Annotated in this window: 15 protein-coding genes; 7 read left to right on the plus strand and 8 right to left on the minus strand. The window is 57.7% G+C overall.

Annotated features, from left to right (window positions below):
• Positions 1–236: 236 nt before the first annotated feature.
• A complete protein-coding gene (locus ACYZTS_RS17160) occupies positions 237–653 on the plus strand; it encodes an NUDIX hydrolase (protein ID WP_461990708.1) in 417 nt (138 codons plus the stop codon).
• On the opposite strand, the gene ACYZTS_RS17165 is transcribed toward ACYZTS_RS17160, so the two are convergent.
• The 8 genes from ACYZTS_RS17165 to ACYZTS_RS17200 all read right to left on the minus strand — a co-directional run bounded on the left by ACYZTS_RS17165 (position 650) and on the right by ACYZTS_RS17200 (position 8,914).
• On the minus strand, positions 650–2,512 hold the full coding sequence (locus ACYZTS_RS17165; protein ID WP_461990710.1) for a pyruvate kinase: 1,863 nt from the start codon (positions 2,510–2,512) through the stop codon (positions 650–652). The genes ACYZTS_RS17160 and ACYZTS_RS17165 overlap by 4 nt on opposite strands.
• 153 nt (positions 2,513–2,665) lie before the next feature.
• Positions 2,666–3,295 (minus strand): hypothetical protein, encoded by a 630-nt coding sequence (locus ACYZTS_RS17170; protein ID WP_461990712.1) that lies wholly within the window; start codon positions 3,293–3,295, stop codon positions 2,666–2,668.
• Positions 3,295–3,993, minus strand: coding sequence for a hypothetical protein (locus tag ACYZTS_RS17175; RefSeq protein ID WP_461990714.1), 699 nt, complete (start codon positions 3,991–3,993; stop codon positions 3,295–3,297). The genes ACYZTS_RS17170 and ACYZTS_RS17175 overlap by 1 nt, the downstream gene beginning before the upstream one ends.
• Positions 3,994–4,089: 96 nt before the next feature.
• Complete coding sequence (pstB, locus tag ACYZTS_RS17180; RefSeq protein ID WP_050483139.1) at positions 4,090–4,851, minus strand: phosphate ABC transporter ATP-binding protein PstB; 762 nt, start codon at positions 4,849–4,851, stop codon at positions 4,090–4,092.
• Positions 4,852–4,927: 76 nt separating this feature from the next.
• On the minus strand, positions 4,928–5,821 hold the full coding sequence (gene pstA, locus ACYZTS_RS17185; RefSeq protein WP_461990716.1) for a phosphate ABC transporter permease PstA: 894 nt from the start codon (positions 5,819–5,821) through the stop codon (positions 4,928–4,930).
• Positions 5,821–6,786: a phosphate ABC transporter permease subunit PstC gene (gene pstC / locus ACYZTS_RS17190; protein ID WP_028623167.1), complete on the minus strand. Its 966-nt coding sequence runs from the start codon at positions 6,784–6,786 to the stop codon at positions 5,821–5,823. Before pstC ends, pstA begins: the two co-directional genes overlap by 1 nt.
• Before the next feature lie 75 nt (positions 6,787–6,861).
• The gene (gene pstS / locus ACYZTS_RS17195) at positions 6,862–7,893 is read right to left on the minus strand and encodes a phosphate ABC transporter substrate-binding protein PstS (protein WP_461990717.1); all 1,032 of its coding nucleotides are present in this window, start codon (positions 7,891–7,893) and stop codon (positions 6,862–6,864) included.
• A 106-nt stretch (positions 7,894–7,999) separates the two neighbouring features.
• On the minus strand, positions 8,000–8,914 hold the full coding sequence (locus ACYZTS_RS17200) for a LysR family transcriptional regulator (protein WP_461990718.1): 915 nt from the start codon (positions 8,912–8,914) through the stop codon (positions 8,000–8,002).
• A gap of 204 nt (positions 8,915–9,118) precedes the next feature.
• Here ACYZTS_RS17200 and ACYZTS_RS17205 point away from each other — a divergent pair, with 204 nt between their 5' ends.
• From ACYZTS_RS17205 to ACYZTS_RS17230, 6 genes are all read left to right on the plus strand, one after another.
• The gene (locus ACYZTS_RS17205) at positions 9,119–10,462 is read left to right on the plus strand and encodes a nucleobase:cation symporter-2 family protein (protein WP_461990720.1); all 1,344 of its coding nucleotides are present in this window, start codon (positions 9,119–9,121) and stop codon (positions 10,460–10,462) included.
• A gap of 33 nt (positions 10,463–10,495) precedes the next feature.
• Complete coding sequence (locus ACYZTS_RS17210; protein ID WP_461990722.1) at positions 10,496–11,005, plus strand: nucleoside deaminase; 510 nt, start codon at positions 10,496–10,498, stop codon at positions 11,003–11,005.
• A gap of 334 nt (positions 11,006–11,339) precedes the next feature.
• Positions 11,340–12,866, plus strand: a complete 1,527-nt coding sequence (gene katB, locus ACYZTS_RS17215) for a catalase KatB (protein WP_461990724.1) — start codon at positions 11,340–11,342, stop codon at positions 12,864–12,866.
• A gap of 53 nt (positions 12,867–12,919) precedes the next feature.
• Entirely contained in the window at positions 12,920–13,474 is a 555-nt protein-coding gene (locus ACYZTS_RS17220) for an ankyrin repeat domain-containing protein (protein ID WP_461990726.1), read from the plus strand.
• Positions 13,475–13,705: 231 nt separating this feature from the next.
• Positions 13,706–14,008 (plus strand): ArsR/SmtB family transcription factor, encoded by a 303-nt coding sequence (locus ACYZTS_RS17225; protein ID WP_028623177.1) that lies wholly within the window; start codon positions 13,706–13,708, stop codon positions 14,006–14,008.
• Between the two features lie 213 nt (positions 14,009–14,221).
• Positions 14,222–15,184 carry a zinc-dependent alcohol dehydrogenase family protein gene (locus ACYZTS_RS17230; RefSeq protein WP_461990728.1) on the plus strand — a complete coding sequence of 321 codons (963 nt, stop codon included), beginning with the start codon at positions 14,222–14,224 and terminating at the stop codon, positions 15,182–15,184.
• Positions 15,185–15,215: the final 31 nt, after the last annotated feature.

The following is a 15,215-nucleotide window of genomic DNA, read 5'->3' on the forward strand; positions in this document are numbered from 1 at the left end:
TGGTCTGGCCACCGCTAACTACTTCCTCGAACGAGGGTGGAACTAATAAGGTTCATCGCCCAAACGGACCTCGAATCGTCCAGCGTCGAACGCCACCCCTCCACGCAGGCAGCCACACGCTAAAACCAAAAAACCGCAGAAAAAAACTGACGGTCATCAATTCGACACCTTCAAGGCACACCATGGTCAACGGGTTACTTCGTGCTTGACCTGGTATCAAATGGAGGGCGCCGTTCATGGTTCATACGATCGCCGCAGCAAAGCAAAAGGATCTGAAAAGACGCGCCACGGTGATCTATCGGCGTGACGAGGAAATACTGTTCGTGCGCAAACGCCACGCGAAATGGAATTTGCCCGGTGGCCGCATCGAAGAAGGTGAGACGCCTCTTCAAGCCGCCCTGCGCGAGATGGTAGAGGAAACTGGACTGACCTTTAATCAGCTCTCCTATATCTCCGAATATGAAGACAGCAGGGTCACTCACTTTTTATTCGAAGCTTCGTTGGCAGGGCAGCCCAAGCCTCGCCCATGCAACGAGATCGATGACTGTCGCTGGTTCTCAACAAAAGACCTGGACAAGCGCAGTGTTCGAGGCTCCGTCAGGACATTGCTCAAGCATAGTCGGCTTGAGCCGGTGGTCGATCGGTCGGCTTAGGTTGATCGAACCGGTAGCTTTGCGACGCGCAGCTTTCTCAACATCGGGCGTTTCTTGTCATGATGGCTTTGCATGCGTTTGAGCAGGTCGTCCAGGGTATTAACGGCCTTGAGGATGAATGGCCCTTTGTTCAGCATCACGCATTCGGCCCGGATGCCCATGGCCGCGTCGGTGATTTCTGCTCGGGTAGGGGCTCCTGTCTTGGCCAACGACTCAAGAACCTGCGTCGCCCAGATGACGGGGACATGCGCGGCCTCGCATAAGCACAGCATTTCTTCCTGCAGCTCGGCGGTGCGTTCAAATCCGGTTTCAACCGCGAGGTCACCGCGAGCAATCATGACACCCAGCCGTGGACTCCTCATTCCGGCAAGCAGTAGCTGCGGAAGATTGTCGAAGCCCTGGCGGGTTTCAATTTTCAACACCACGCCTAAATGCTCGGCATCCAGGCGTTCGAGATGCTGGAAAAGTGCGAGCACATCGTCTGTTTGATTAACGAATGAAAGTTGCACGATGTCGGCATGCCGGGCGGCAAATTCAAGCGCTGCGACGTCGTCGATACCCAACGCCTTCAGACCAAGATCGGTGTCCGGAAGATTGATGCCTTTGTCAGCCTTGAGCTTCACGCCGCCCGGTGCATGGTGAATTTCAATGTGCAGCGCATGGCTGCTTTTGGATAACACCTCGCCGCCGATTTTTCCATCGTCGAACCATATCGGGTCGCCCGGTTTCGCAGCCTGAAAGACCGCTTCCGATGTGCAACTGATGTGGGCAGGCGTAATCACATTGCCTGCCTCGTCAACCGTCGCCGGAGCCCCTTCATCAGGGTCCAGGGTCAGGGTCAGAATGTCGCCCTCGTGCAGCTTGATGGTCTGGGGCTTTGGGGGCACAGCAAGTATCCGCCCCGAGGCCTTGCGACCGGCCGGATTCTGAAGTTTCAACTGCAGACCAGACATTAGATAGGTCGTCTTATCGAGCTCTACCAGAACACCTTGAGCCTGTTTTTCAATGACTCGCAGCGTGCGTCTGGAAAAGCGCGCATCACGGCATTTCAGTTGGTCACCTACCTCGATAGGTTCCAGCCAGTCAGCGGGCAACTGGATGGCATCTGTTGCCGTAACCGAGTCTGACGTCAGATAAAGTCTTGCAGATTTCAATACGTTGCCCGTTTCGTCGCGCTGCGGCCGTATCTTGAGTATTGGCTTGCCGTCAGCAATAGGGCCGGTACGAAGCTTGGGCCCCGGCAGATCCATTGCCACCTGACAGGGTTTACGTAGCTTGAGGCTGGCCCGGCGCACGTGATCGATCATCGCCAGCCATTGCTCCGGCCCATCGTGCGCGCAGTTGATCCGTTGGCAGTTCATGCCCGCCGCGACCAGGCGTTCGACAAACTCATAATCAATGGCGGCTTCAGTCGGCATGGTGACCATGATACGAACGGCTCTGTCGTGGTCGTGGCTACCGAATAGCGCCTCGCCGTGTTCAACCAATGCGCTCGTGGCCTGCATTGGGGGACTTTTCTGCACTTCGCTACCGCAAGACGCACCGCGTGAAGTCATCCGCTCCAGCACGTGCAGCACTCGGTCTATCGAGCCGAGGACGTCGCGCTCGCATCGACCGAGTGACGACAAACCCAATGCCGTCAATTGAGTCTGCAATGGGCGAATGTCGTGGCGCCTGAGGACGAGGTAGTCAAGGAGGTTTGCAGCGCTGTCGCGATAGCTGGAATGGATGCGTGACAGGTCAAAATGAGGAGACGCTTCGCTGCCCATCTTTCTTCGCATAGCCACCAGAGATTTGAGTGCGGCGTGCACTTCATTTTCGGCGTCTGCTAGCTGTCCTGAAGGGAGCGGGGTGGTCATGGCGTGCACTCGAGAGAACGGCGGGTCGCCTGTCTGCAATAGTGGTTCGCGTATATGACGTTTTTTTTACGATGATGGGCCGGGCGTCTGACGTTTCTCAGTCATGTGTTGCAGCAAATGAATGATCCGGAAAATCTCAGACCCATCCTGCGCTCAGGAAGAAAAAACTTCCGGCCGTTGCTGCACGGTTCCGGTGTATCTGCGCGATTGCTGCCACGCCAGCTGTGCCTGAACGTCAGCGGCAGCCTTCAAGACTTTCTGCGCCCAGTGTTCATCTTGCGGATCGACGACGACAACGCGAAAACCGTGATCATGGCCCTCGCTGCGAACGCCCTCGGAATCATCGACATGCAAGTCGATATCGAAGGCTGGCGGAAATTTCGAGGGGGAGTTTGCTAGCCCGTGAGCCTCAAGCGCACGGCTATGCACAACACTGTTGACCACACCGTCAACGTGGATCCCGTACAACATCAGCCAGCGGCGGATGTAAGCCGGCGTTCGCCCGGACGATGTATAGACCCAGATGCTGCAGCCCTGGCGACGTAACTCTCGAGTCAGCGAGCGGGTGCCGAGACGCAGCGGCTCACCCAGCAAACGGTGAACAAAGGCTGGCAGTCGGCTTGGCTCGACGTCGCAGTGGTCCAGTTGGCAGGCCAGCGTGTCATCGATATCAAACGAAATGCGTACGCGCGGTGCCTGGCGCCTCAGCAGGGCGCGCTGAACGGCTTCGCCGGCACGGCTGAGCGAGGTCTGGAATTTGGCGAACACTGAAGAGTCGTTCATCAATGGCCTCCTTGATAAGCAGCGAAGGGCTCATCTTTGAGAAAAAACTTCATCGGGTCAGGTGCCTGTTCTTCCAGGAAATGTGCATATTTTTTCTTGATCTTGGGCAGCTCGTATAGCGCCTTGACCCCGTGCTTGGCGGAGTTGCGTATCACCGATGAAGGGTTGAAATAGCCCTCGGCGTTCTCCAGGCTCAACACGAACGGCGGCAAACCTGCGCGCATGAGCAAGTAGCTGACGATGAGCGAGCCACTGCGATTATTGCCTTCGATGAACAGTTGCGGCTTGCTAAGGATTCGTACATAGACGCCGGCCGCACGCTTCCAGACGGATTCGCTGTGATACGCGCAGTACCAGTTGTACAAGTCTTTCACCCCGCCCTCAACGTTGTTGAAGAAGTGCTCCTCGGTGGCCACCAGATGCTGAGCATATTCCAGTCGGCGCGCCGGGTCTCGCCCGCACAGCACGGTGGCATTGATCTCCAGCATCAGGTTGAGTTGCTGCAGGTCAAACAGGTCGACGCCACGTGCGACATAGTCGTCAACCAGCGCATAACCTTCCAGCATATTGTGTAGCACCTCGTCGGTCAGGGGATCACGCGGCTCGGTAAAGTGCTGGCTGAGCGCTGCAAAACGGCTCTGCACCTCACGCAATGCGCGTTCAATCGCTGGCAAATCAAGACGACGTGTTGCAGACATTGGCTTTCCTGAATAACGCTGGGTACGAAGGTAATGCGACCGTATGTCCGCCAGAGCCTGCCTGGCGGCATGCGGCCCTGAGCGGATATGCGTTGATCAGCTGAACTTGCCGCTGATGTAATCGCCGGTCATTTGTTCACGCGGGTTGTCGAAAATCTGCGCGGTCGGGCCCATCTCGACCAGATAACCAGTGCGCGTGCCCTGGGAAATATCCACCGAGAAAAAGGCCGTCGTGTCAGCGACGCGGATGGCTTGTTGCATGTTGTGCGTGACCAGGGCGATGGTGTAATCCTTTTTCAACTCGACCATCAATTCCTCGACCCGGCGGGTGGCGATCGGGTCGAGTGCCGAGCAGGGCTCATCCAGCAGCAGCACTTCTGGCTCGGTCGCGATGGCGCGGGCGATACACAGCCGTTGTTGCTGGCCGCCGGACAGGGACAGGCCGCTGACCTTGAGCTTGTCCTTGACCTCATCCCACAGCGCGGCGCCTTGCAGAGCGTGCTTGACGCGGTCGCCCAGATCGCCTTTGTAGCGATTGAGGCGCAGGCCGAAGGCGACGTTGTCGAAGATGCTCATCGAGAACGGATTCGGCTGTTGGAACACCATGCCGATGTAGCGGCGCACGACCACGGGATCTACACCCTTGCCATAAACGTCCTGGCCGAGGAAATGCACATGGCCCTCGAAGCGAAAGCCTTTGACCAGGTCATTCATGCGGTTGAGGCTGCGCAGCACGGTGCTTTTGCCGCAGCCCGACGGACCGATGAAGCCGGTGATCTTGTTTTTTTCGATCGGCACGTGGCTGTCACGGACCGCCAGGAAATTGCCGTAGAAAATCTTGTCCAGCTTGCAGTCCATGACCACAGGTTCCTGGGTGACAAACGGAGCGGCTATTTGCGCAGATGATACGTTCAAGATTCAGGTGCTCCCGTTATCAATACTTGGGCTTGCCGAAAATACGGCTGACAATGTTCACGACCAATACGATCATCACCAACACCAGCGAGGCCGCCCATGCGAGCTCGAGCTGGTTGTCGAACGGCATACCGGAGAAGTTGTAAATCAGCACGGCGAGCGATGCCGTCGGATTCATGACTTCAAGGCTGCCTTCGTGGAAGATCCAGTAATTGCTGAACAGCGCGGTAAACAGCAGAGGTGCGGTTTCGCCTGCGGCGCGTGCCACGGCCAGCATGACGCCGGTCAGGATGGCCGGCATGCCGGTAGGCAGAACGATTTTCCAGATCACCTGCGAGCGGGTGCAGCCCATGCCGTAGGCGGCGTCCTTCATGACCTTGGGCACCATCCTCATCGACTCTTCAGCGGTGAGCACGACGATCGGCAGCATCAGTACCGCGAGTGCAACGCCACCCGCCGGTGCCGAGTAGGTACCGGTCGTCATCACCACCAGCGCGTAGGCAAAAACCCCGGCGAGAATCGACGGCAGGCCCGTGAGCATCTTGGCGGCAAAGCGTGAGGCGTTCGCGAGTTTGCTGTCCGGCCCGAGTTCGGCCAGGAAGATCGCCGCCATGATGCCGACCGGCACCGCGATGGCTGCGGCGATGCCGACCATCACAAAGGTACCCGCCATCGCGTTACCGAAACCGCCGCCCGTCTCGAATCCGGTCGGTGGCAGTTGGGTGAAAACTTCCATGCTCAGGCGAGCTCCGCCGCGCGTGATCAGCATGTAGAGCACGGAAATCAGCGGCACGCTGGCTAACAGAGCGCCAGCCCAGACCAGCGTGGTCAGCACCAGGCTGCGCAGGGCGCGGCCTTCGAACTTGCGCTGCAGGCTTGGCATGGCGGTGATAGGGGAGGTGAGGTTAGTCATTATTTGGTACCACGTTGGGCATAAACCATGATCATGGAACCGAGGATGTTCACCAGCAGCGTGATCACCATCAGCACCAGCGCGGCGTACATCAACACTTCGATTTCGTTGGGGCCGGCTTCGGGGAAGTTCAGCGCCAGCAGGGCCGCCAGCGTGTTGGCCGGAGCAAACAGAGAAAGCGAAATGTTGTTCGCGTTGCCGACGAGCATGGCCAGGGCCATGGTTTCACCCAGTGCTCGGCCGAGGCCCAGGACCAGGGAGCCGAAGATGCCGGTGGCAGCGGAAGGCACCATGACCTTGAGAATCGCTTCCCAGTGGGTGGTGCCCATGCCATACGCGGCCTGTTTGGTTTTCATCGGTACGCCGGTGAGGGCGTCCTGGGAAACGGCGGCGATGGTCGGCAGAATCATGATGGCCAGTACCAGCGCGGCCGGGAGTAAACCCGGACCGCTCAAGGACGTGCCGAAAAACGGGATCCAGCCCAGTTCAGTGTTCAACCAGGTGGTCAGCGGCCGAATGGCCGGGATCACTACGTAAATCCCCCACAGCCCATAAACGACGCTGGGGATTGCCGCGAGTAATTCAACGATGGTGCGAAAGACGGCTGCCAGTTTCGCGGGCAGGAAATCCTGAGTCAGGAATATCGCCATGCTGACGCCAAAAAAGCCCGCGATCAGCAGCGCGATGAACGCGCTGTAGAGCGTGCCCCATATGGCCGGCAGAATGCCGTACTTGCCTTGGTTAACGTCCCAGACGCTGCCGAACAGCACGTCAAAACCGTGCTTTTCCATGCCTGGAAGTGCCTTGCGTCCCACCTCGAACACCAGGGCAAATACCACCGCCAGAATCAGTATCACACCAATTCGCGCAAGCGCACGGAAGGTGCGGTCAACCATGAAATCCTTCGTAGAGGGTGGTTGGCAGGCGGAGTCCGGGTTAACCGGTACGACAAAAGGTTGGTTCATGGGCTAATTCCGGAACAAGGGGGGGAACTCTCCCGGCGGGGCTGACAGCCCACACCGAGAGCGGCCTCACGAGCGTTACTGGATGTTGGCGGAAGCTTTGCGAACCTGGTCGACAACCGACGGCGGCAGAGGGATGTAGCCCATCGAGTCGGCGATTTTCTGACCTTCGGTCAGGCTGTACTCAACCATCTCGCGCATGGCTTTGGCCTTGGCCGGGTCTTCGTTCTTCTTGCGGAAGATCATCCAGGTGTAGGAAGTGATCGGGTACGACTTGGCGCCGTCCGGATCCGGCAACCAGGCCACCAGGCTTTCCGGCATCTTCACCGCGGCCAGAGCCTCGGCACCGCTTTCTGCGTTAGGCACAACGTATTGGCCGGCCTTGTTCTGCAGCTGGGCGAAGTCAACCTTGGCCAGTTTTGCAAAGCCGTACTCGATGTAGCCGATCGCGCCCGGGGTCTGGCGAACGGTGGCGGTCACACCATCGTTTTTCGGCGATTTGATGAATTTGTCGCTGGCTGGCCAGTTGACGGTGTTGCCTTCACCCAGCGCAGTTTTGAACTCTGGATTGATGGCCGCAACGTGCTTGGTGAATACCGCAGTAGTACCGCTGGAGTCTGCACGCACTACAACCGTGATCGGCATGTCAGGCAGCTTCAGCTCCGGGTTGGCCGCGACGATCTGCGGGTCGTTCCATTTAGTGATCTTGCCAAGGAAGATGTTGGAGTAAACATCGCGCGGCAGTTTCAGCCCTTTAGGGCTGCCTGGCAGGTTGTAGGCCAGGACAATCTCGCCCGCCGTCATTGGCAGCAGTTGCGCGCCTTCGGCCACCTTGGCGATGTCTTCGTCTTTCATCGCCGAGTCACTGGCGGCGAAATCGACGGTTTTGTTCAGGAAGTCCTGCACACCCGCGCCGCTGCCCTTGGATTGGTAATCCACGGTGACGCCAGCGGTTTTCTTGCTGAAATCCTTGAACCAGGTCAGGTAGATCGGGGCCGGAAAACTCGCGCCGGAGCCAGTCAGGCGAACGCTTTCTGCGGCAAAAGACACTGAGGTGGCACAAAGAGAAACCGTAATGGCCAGCGCTGCAGACTTCATCAAACTTTTCATCGAAGGAGTTCCATGTGATAACGGGCTCCCGAACTTTGCAACATTCTTGTTACGGTTTTATGAATGTGAGGTGGTGCTGATCGCGCGACCTCTTCAAACAGCATCGCTACAGCGTAGTGATCTGACCATTTCGATCCAGCTCATACACTTTATTGCCCTGCAATTTTTCCTTCAGCCAGCGCTCAGCCTTGCCCAAGGGCCGTTGGCGCGACCATAAAAGGTCGACGCCGATTTGCCAGTCGGTGTGCGGGTAAGCGCAGAGTTGCAGTTCCACCAGTTCGCCTTTGGCCAAGTCACGCTGGATCAGTTGCCGGGGCAGGGTGGCCCAGCCGAGCGCAGCGCGGACCATTTCCAGCAATGCCAGGTAGCTTTCCGCTTGCCACAACTGAGTCGAACGCAAGTACTCGCTGCTGGGCAATTTGCTCGCATGGGCGCTGAAGGCCAGGCGTCGATGCACGTGCAGGTCATCGAACGTGACGGTGTCGAGTTGCGCCAGCGGATGGTCGGGGTGACAGACGTGCAGCATGATCAATTTGCCCAGTTGCTGGAACGCCAGCTCCTTGAGATAGCCCGGTTGTGAAAACGCCACGCCGAGCACCGCCTCGCCGCTGCTCACCAGTTCACTGACGTCGCCGTGCACCGGATGGCGGATGATCAGGTCGACGAAGGGGAACGCCTGCTCGAAGGCCTGAAGCACCGGCATGATCGGCCCGTAAGGCGTTTCAATGGCCAGCGTCAGGCTGGGTTCGACGTTTTCCGACAGGCATTCAGCGTGTGCCTCGAACGTCATGCAGCGTTCCAGCACCGCTTCGGCCTGGATCAGCAATTTCTGCCCGCTGCCGGTAAGGGCAGGGCTGCGGTTGGTGCGATCGAACAAATCGACGCCCAGGTCCGTCTCGAGGTTGGCAATCGCGGCGCTGATGGTCGATTGCGTCTTGCCCAGTTTGCGGCCGGCGGCGGAGAACGATCCGCTTTTGACCACTTGAACGAACATCAACAGTTGATCGAGTGAGAAGCGCAATCGGTGTACTCCCGCAGCGAATGAAGAATTCTTGAGTGTGCCGCGTCTGCTCCATCGAAAAAAGCGATGGTTGCCAATTTGTTTCATCGCTTAAAACGCTCAACTATGGCCTCGCGTCAGTCCATCTTCGGGGCGGCTTTCCTTACCGAGCCCCTGAGCATGCCCGCGATCACACCCTACGCCGCACCTTCAGGAGCTTGTGAAATGAATACACAACGCATTCATCCGGTGGACGAAATCTTGCCCCTGCGGCAGTTGTTCACGTTCGGCTTGCAGCATGTGCTGGTGATGTACGCGGGGGCGGTGGCTGTGCCGCTGATTCTGGGCAGTGCGATGGGGCTGACCTCGGCGCAGATCGTTTTGCTGATCAATGCCAACCTGCTGACGTCCGGCGTGGCGACGTTGATTCAAGCGATAGGCTTCTGGAAATTCGGCGCGCGTTTGCCGCTGATTCAGGGCTGCTCGTTCATTGCGCTGGCGCCGATGATCATGATCGGCAAGGAGTTCGGGCTTAGTCAGATCTTCGGTGCAGTGATTGCCGCTGGCTTTATTACCATCGCACTGGCGCCGGTGTTCAGCCGCCTGCTGCGATTCTTTCCGCCGGTGGTGATTGGCAGTCTGATCACCATCATCGGTATCTCACTGATGCCGGCCGCCGCGATCTGGCTGGGCGGCGGCAACCCTGACGCGGCAGATTTCGGCAGCCCCGCCAATCTGTTGCTGGGCCTGGCCACGGTCAGTGTCACGCTGGTGGTCTACGCCAAGTGCAGAGGCTTTCTCGGTAACCTCAGTGTGCTCATCGGATTGTTCGTCGGCAGCTTGATCGCCGCCGCCTGTGGCATGACTCAATTCAGTCGGGTGAGTGAAGCGGCGTGGTTTGAACTGAGCGCGCCGATGGCATTCGGTGCGCCGGAATTTTCTCTGGTGCCGATTCTGATCATGACCCTGGCGATGCTGGTGATCATGGCCGAGACCACCGGCAACTGCCTGGCCATCGGCAAACTAACCGGCAAGCCGACCACCCAACAAACCCTCGGCAATGCCTTCCGCGCTGACGGTCTGTCGACCATGCTCGGAGGCTTTTTCAACAGTTTTCCGTACAACGCGTTTACTCAAAACACCGGTTTGATTGCGCTCTCCAACGTCAAAAGCCGCTTCGTCGTGGCCGCTGCCGGGGCAATCATGGTGCTGATGGGGTTGTTCCCAAAGCTCGGCGCATTGATCGCGGCGGTGCCCACTCCGGTTTTGGGTGGTTGCGCGATCGTGATGTTCGGCATGACCACGGTGGCCGGCATTCAGGAACTGTCGCGCGTGCAATTCGAAGGCACGCGCAACGGCATCATCGTCGCGGTCTCGGTCAGTGTCGGCGTGCTGCCGATGTCCTTTCCAGCATTGTTCGAACACCTCGCTCCCACGCTGAAACTGGTGCTGGACAGCGGGATTTTTCTCGGTGCAATCACCGCCATTTTGCTCAACGTACTGCTCAACAATAAAAAAATATCGACCGACAACAACGTCGGCGCCTCATCGGCTGAACTGGCCGATTGATTTGTTGTTTTTCCACTGCCCAGGAGTTATCCCATGAATCAATTCACTCAACTCATTCCGGCCGGCGTCAGCGATCAGGATCTGGCGTTGCTGCGCCAGACCATCGCGTTGTCGCAGGCATCGAAAGAGCGCGGCCGACATCCGTTCGCGGCATTGGTGGCTGACCGCAACGGCAAGGTGATTGTCGAAGCGGGGAACAATTCGATGCCGCCGGAGGGCGATCCTACGCAGCACGCCGAACTGGTCGCAGCGGCTGCCGCTGCCAAACGGTTATCTCCTGAAGAGCTCGAACTGTGCACGCTGTACACCAGCGCCGAGCCCTGCTGCATGTGTGCCGGCGCGGTGTATTGGACCGGGATCGGCCGAGTCGTTTACGCATTGTCAGAACATGCATTATTGGGACTGACGGGGGACCATCCGGAGAACCCGACGTTTGCCTTGCCGTGCAGGGAAGTGTTTGCCAAGGGCCAGCGCAAGGTCAGTGTGTTGGGGCCGATGCTGGAAGAGGAGGCTAGCGAACCGCATAAAGGGTTTTGGTTGTAAAGGAGGGAGAAGCAGGCATTCCAACAGAGCCCTGAACTATCAGGTTGCCATGTCCTGAAATCATCCAGCTGGCGTACCTTCGGAACATCGACAGCCGGGAGGTCGGTATGGGGAATGGTCATGGCAAAGGGGTCGTCGTCTTTGGTGCAGGCATCGTGGGCGCGTCACTTCAGCTACAGCCTGCACTCCTCTGACCGACTTCCGGGACTTGCAGGCTGGGCGTTCGTCAATATTTGTTAATTTATCAAACACATAGTCAGAAATAATTCAGCAATGGCGTGCTTGAACCCTAGGCTTGAACTCTCAGAACAACCAAAAACAGAGAGAGACCGAGATGTATTTACCCCGCTCCCCAATTGCTGCCAGCCTGATTGGCGCAAGCCTGATAGTCAGTTCTGCAGCTTATGCAGACACCCTGACCCGCGACAACGGCGCCGCCGTCGGCGATAACCAGAACTCCCAGACCGCAGGCCCAACCGGCCCGATCCTGTTGCAAGATGTGCAATTGCTGCAAAAACTCCAGCGCTTTGATCGTGAACGCATTCCGGAACGTGTAGTGCATGCGCGCGGTACTGGCGTGCATGGCGAATTTGTTGCTTCCGACGACGCCTCTGATCTGAGCAAGGCCAAGGTCTTCCGCAAAGGCGAGCACACCCCGGTATTCGTGCGATTTTCAGCCGTCGTCCACGGCAACCACTCCCCTGAAACCCTGCGTGACCCCCGCGGCTTTGCCACCAAGTTCTACACTGCAGACGGCAATTGGGACCTGGTCGGTAATAACTTCCCGACGTTTTTCATCCGCGACGCGATCAAGTTCCCGGACATGGTCCACGCTTTCAAGCCTGACCCGCGCACCAACCTGGATGACGATTCGCGACGTTTCGACTTCTTCTCCCACGTCCCGGAAGCCACGCGCACGTTGACTTTGCTGTACTCCAACGAAGGCACACCAGCCAGCTATCGCACCATGGACGGCAACGGCGTGCACGCCTACAAACTGGTGAACGCCAAGGGCGAAGTCAACTATGTGAAGTTTCACTGGAAAAGCCTGCAGGGCCTGAAAAACCTCGATCCAAAGCAGGTGGCTGAAGTGCAGTCCAAGGATTACAGTCACCTGACCAACGATCTGGTTGCTGCCATCAATAAGGGCGAGTTTCCCAAGTGGGACCTGTACGTTCAGGTGGTCAAGCCTGACGACTTGGCAAAGTTCGACTTTGACCCGCTGGACGCCACCAAAATCTGGCCAGGTATTCCCGAGCGCAAAATCGGCCAGATGGTCTTGAACAAGAACGTGGGCAACTTCTTCCAGGAAACCGAGCAGGTCGCCATGGCACCCGCCAACGTCGTGCCGGGTATTGAGCCTTCGGAAGATCGCCTGCTGCAAGGCCGGGTATTTTCCTACGCTGACACGCAGCTCTATCGCGTGGGCACTAACGTGCTGAGTCTTCCCATCAACGCTCCTCGGGTCAAGGTCAACAACGGCAATCAGGACGGCACGCTCAATACCGGGCACACCACGACCGGCGTGAACTACGAGCCAAGCCGACTCAATCCGCGTCCAGCGGTTGAAGAGGCGCGCTACAGCCAACTGCCATTGTCCGGCAGCACACAACAGGCGAAGACCCAGCGCGAGCAAAACTTCAAGCAGGCGGGCGACTTGTATCGTTCCTACAGCGAGAAGGACCGCAAGGACCTGATTCAGAGCTTTGGTGAATCGCTGGCGACCACCGATACCGAAAGCAAAAACATCATGCTGTCGTTCCTCTACAAGGCAGATCCGGAATACGGCACCGGCGTAGCCAAGGTTGCCAAGGGCGATCTGGCCAAGGTCAAGCAACTGGCCGCTGCACTGAAGGACTGACCGATCACCCCGGCCCGTTTGCACGGCGGGTCGGGGCATTTGGAGGACATCACATGCGCAGAACACTTTATGCCTTGCTGCTGTGTGTCACTGCGGGCACGGCCCACGCCAGCCCGTCAGAGACCCGCAACGCCGCCGATACCCAGGCACAACTTAGGGAGCTGTTTTTCCAGGCCGCCCGAGACGGCCGCCAAGACATGCTCAACGAGTTCATCAATGCCAGGTTCGATCTGAACGTTCAGGACGAAAAAGGCTATACCGCACTGATTCTCGCCGCTTACCACGGCCAACAACCTACCGTAAACCGACTGCTAAACGCTGGTGCGGATCCCTGCGCCAAAGATCTAAGGGGCAACACGGCATTGATGGGGGCGATTTTCAAAGGCGAACTCAGCATCGCTCGGCAACTGGTCGCCGCTGACTGCGCGCCCGATCAACGCAATAACGCTGGTCAGACGGCCGCCATGTACGCGGCGCTGTTCCACCGCAAAGATATTCTTGAATCACTGGTAGCCAAAGGCGCGGATCTCAATGCAACGGACGCCATGGGCAACCGGGTGCAAAACCTGGAGCGCGGCGAATTCCAGCCGTTGCCGACGACCAGGTGACTTATGAGCAGCGCATCCTGTAGGCGGCTATCAAGTCACGGGGCACTTCGGGTTAGCGGTAGACCATCACGGCTTACACACCGCCTTATTAACTCCGAGTCCACACCAACCACCTCGTAGCCCAATCTGGGGCACTGCTTGTGAAGATTAGAGATGGGGCTATCGCCTCGATAGGTGACGGGGAGGAGAGGGATGGATTGACATATCGAGAAATGTCGATATCATCGGCGCATGGAATTACTCGAAATATTTAAAGCGCTCTCGAACCGTACACGACTCGAAATCCTGAAAGGCCTGAAGGATCCCGCCAAGCACTTTCCGCCGCAGGATGAAGGTGACGTTCATACGGTGGGGGTCTGCGTCAGCAGCATTCAGGAAGGCGTCGGGCTTTCGCAGTCGACCGTGTCCGATTATCTTGCGACGCTGCAACGAGTGGGCCTGGTCGAAGTCCGGCGCATCGGTCAGTGGACCTACTACAAGCGCAATGAAGCAGCTATCAAGATGCTGGCGGAGATAATAGGCAAAGAGTTGTAGGATTTTTTTAACACGTGATATCGATAAATCCCGATATCCCTTTTTATCGAAATGAGGTATTACTATCGGTATGGAGTAACACGCAAGGCAAGTCGCATCAGGTTCACCCCTCACCGCTAAGCGTTCTCGCCGCGGGGGAGGATCGTAAAAATTTTTTAACCAATGATATCGAGAAATCTCGATATCCCTTTTTACCGAAATGAGGATTGAAAAATGAAAGCATTATTGCTCAAGTCATTTGGCGGGCCGGAATCGTTCGAACTCAGCGAGGTGCCCACGCCCGTTCCGCAAGCGGGGCAGGTCCTGGTCCGGGTACATGCAACCTCCATCAACCCGTTGGATTTCCAGGTGCGACGTGGCGATTATCCAGACCTGGTGCTATTGCCGACCATTACAGGCCACGACGTTTCCGGAGTTGTTGAAGCCGTCGGGCCGGGTGTGACGTCCTTCGCGCCTGGAGACGAAGTCTGGTACACACCGCAAATATTCGACGGGCCAGGAAGTTATGCCGAGTACCACGTTGCTCACGAAAGCATTGTCGCAAGAAAGCCTGCCTCGCTCAGCCATCTTGAGGCGGCAAGCCTGACCTTGGTCGGCGGTACGGCGTGGGAAGCACTGGTGGTCCGCGCGGCCCTCAGAGTGGGAGAAAGCATCCTGATACATGGCGGCGCGGGAGGCGTCGGTCATGTCGCGATTCAAATGGCAAAAGCCATTGGCGCAAGGGTGTTCACGACCGTGCGTGAAGCAAACTTCGAGTTCGCAAAAAGCCTGGGTGCCGACGTGATGATCGACTATGAAAAAGAAGATTATGTCGACGTCATCATGCGGGAAACGGCTGGCCGCGGAGTCGATGTCGTGTTCGATACCATCGGTGGCAACACCTTGTCGCGCAGCCCCGATGCACTCGCACAACTTGGCCGGGTTGTCTCGATTGTGGACATCGCACAGCCGCAAAACGTCGTTCAGGCCTGGGGCAAAAACGCCAGTTATCACTTCGTCTTCACCAGACAAAACCGCGGCAAGCTGGATGAGTTGAGCGCCTTGATAGAGCGTGGCCAGCTGCGGCCGCATGTTGGCGCCGTTTATTCGCTTGCCGACATTCCGCTCGCCCATGCTCGCCTGGAAAGTCGCGATAACGGGCTCCAGGGAAAAATCGCCATTTCAGTTGCGCCATAGGCACCTGTTGCACGTGCATATTTTCTAACCG

It is taken from the genome of Pseudomonas sp. TMB3-21, assembly GCF_054898145.1.

Excerpts from the sequence above, each read along its gene's own strand:
- ACYZTS_RS17160 (WP_461990708.1), top strand. The coding sequence starts at position 237 with ATGGTTCATACGATCGCCGCAGCAAAGCAAAAGGATCTGAAAAGACGC.
- ACYZTS_RS17165 (WP_461990710.1), bottom strand. The coding sequence starts at position 2,512 with ATGACCACCCCGCTCCCTTCAGGACAGCTAGCAGACGCCGAAAATGAA.
- ACYZTS_RS17170 (WP_461990712.1), bottom strand. The coding sequence starts at position 3,295 with ATGAACGACTCTTCAGTGTTCGCCAAATTCCAGACCTCGCTCAGCCGT.
- ACYZTS_RS17175 (WP_461990714.1), bottom strand. The coding sequence starts at position 3,993 with ATGTCTGCAACACGTCGTCTTGATTTGCCAGCGATTGAACGCGCATTG.
- pstB (WP_050483139.1), bottom strand. The coding sequence starts at position 4,851 with ATGGACTGCAAGCTGGACAAGATTTTCTACGGCAATTTCCTGGCGGTC.
- pstA (WP_461990716.1), bottom strand. The coding sequence starts at position 5,821 with ATGACTAACCTCACCTCCCCTATCACCGCCATGCCAAGCCTGCAGCGC.
- pstC (WP_028623167.1), bottom strand. The coding sequence starts at position 6,786 with ATGAACCAACCTTTTGTCGTACCGGTTAACCCGGACTCCGCCTGCCAA.
- pstS (WP_461990717.1), bottom strand. The coding sequence starts at position 7,893 with ATGAAAAGTTTGATGAAGTCTGCAGCGCTGGCCATTACGGTTTCTCTT.
- ACYZTS_RS17205 (WP_461990720.1), top strand. The coding sequence starts at position 9,119 with ATGAATACACAACGCATTCATCCGGTGGACGAAATCTTGCCCCTGCGG.
- ACYZTS_RS17210 (WP_461990722.1), top strand. The coding sequence starts at position 10,496 with ATGAATCAATTCACTCAACTCATTCCGGCCGGCGTCAGCGATCAGGAT.
- katB (WP_461990724.1), top strand. The coding sequence starts at position 11,340 with ATGTATTTACCCCGCTCCCCAATTGCTGCCAGCCTGATTGGCGCAAGC.
- ACYZTS_RS17220 (WP_461990726.1), top strand. The coding sequence starts at position 12,920 with ATGCGCAGAACACTTTATGCCTTGCTGCTGTGTGTCACTGCGGGCACG.
- ACYZTS_RS17225 (WP_028623177.1), top strand. The coding sequence starts at position 13,706 with ATGGAATTACTCGAAATATTTAAAGCGCTCTCGAACCGTACACGACTC.
- ACYZTS_RS17230 (WP_461990728.1), top strand. The coding sequence starts at position 14,222 with ATGAAAGCATTATTGCTCAAGTCATTTGGCGGGCCGGAATCGTTCGAA.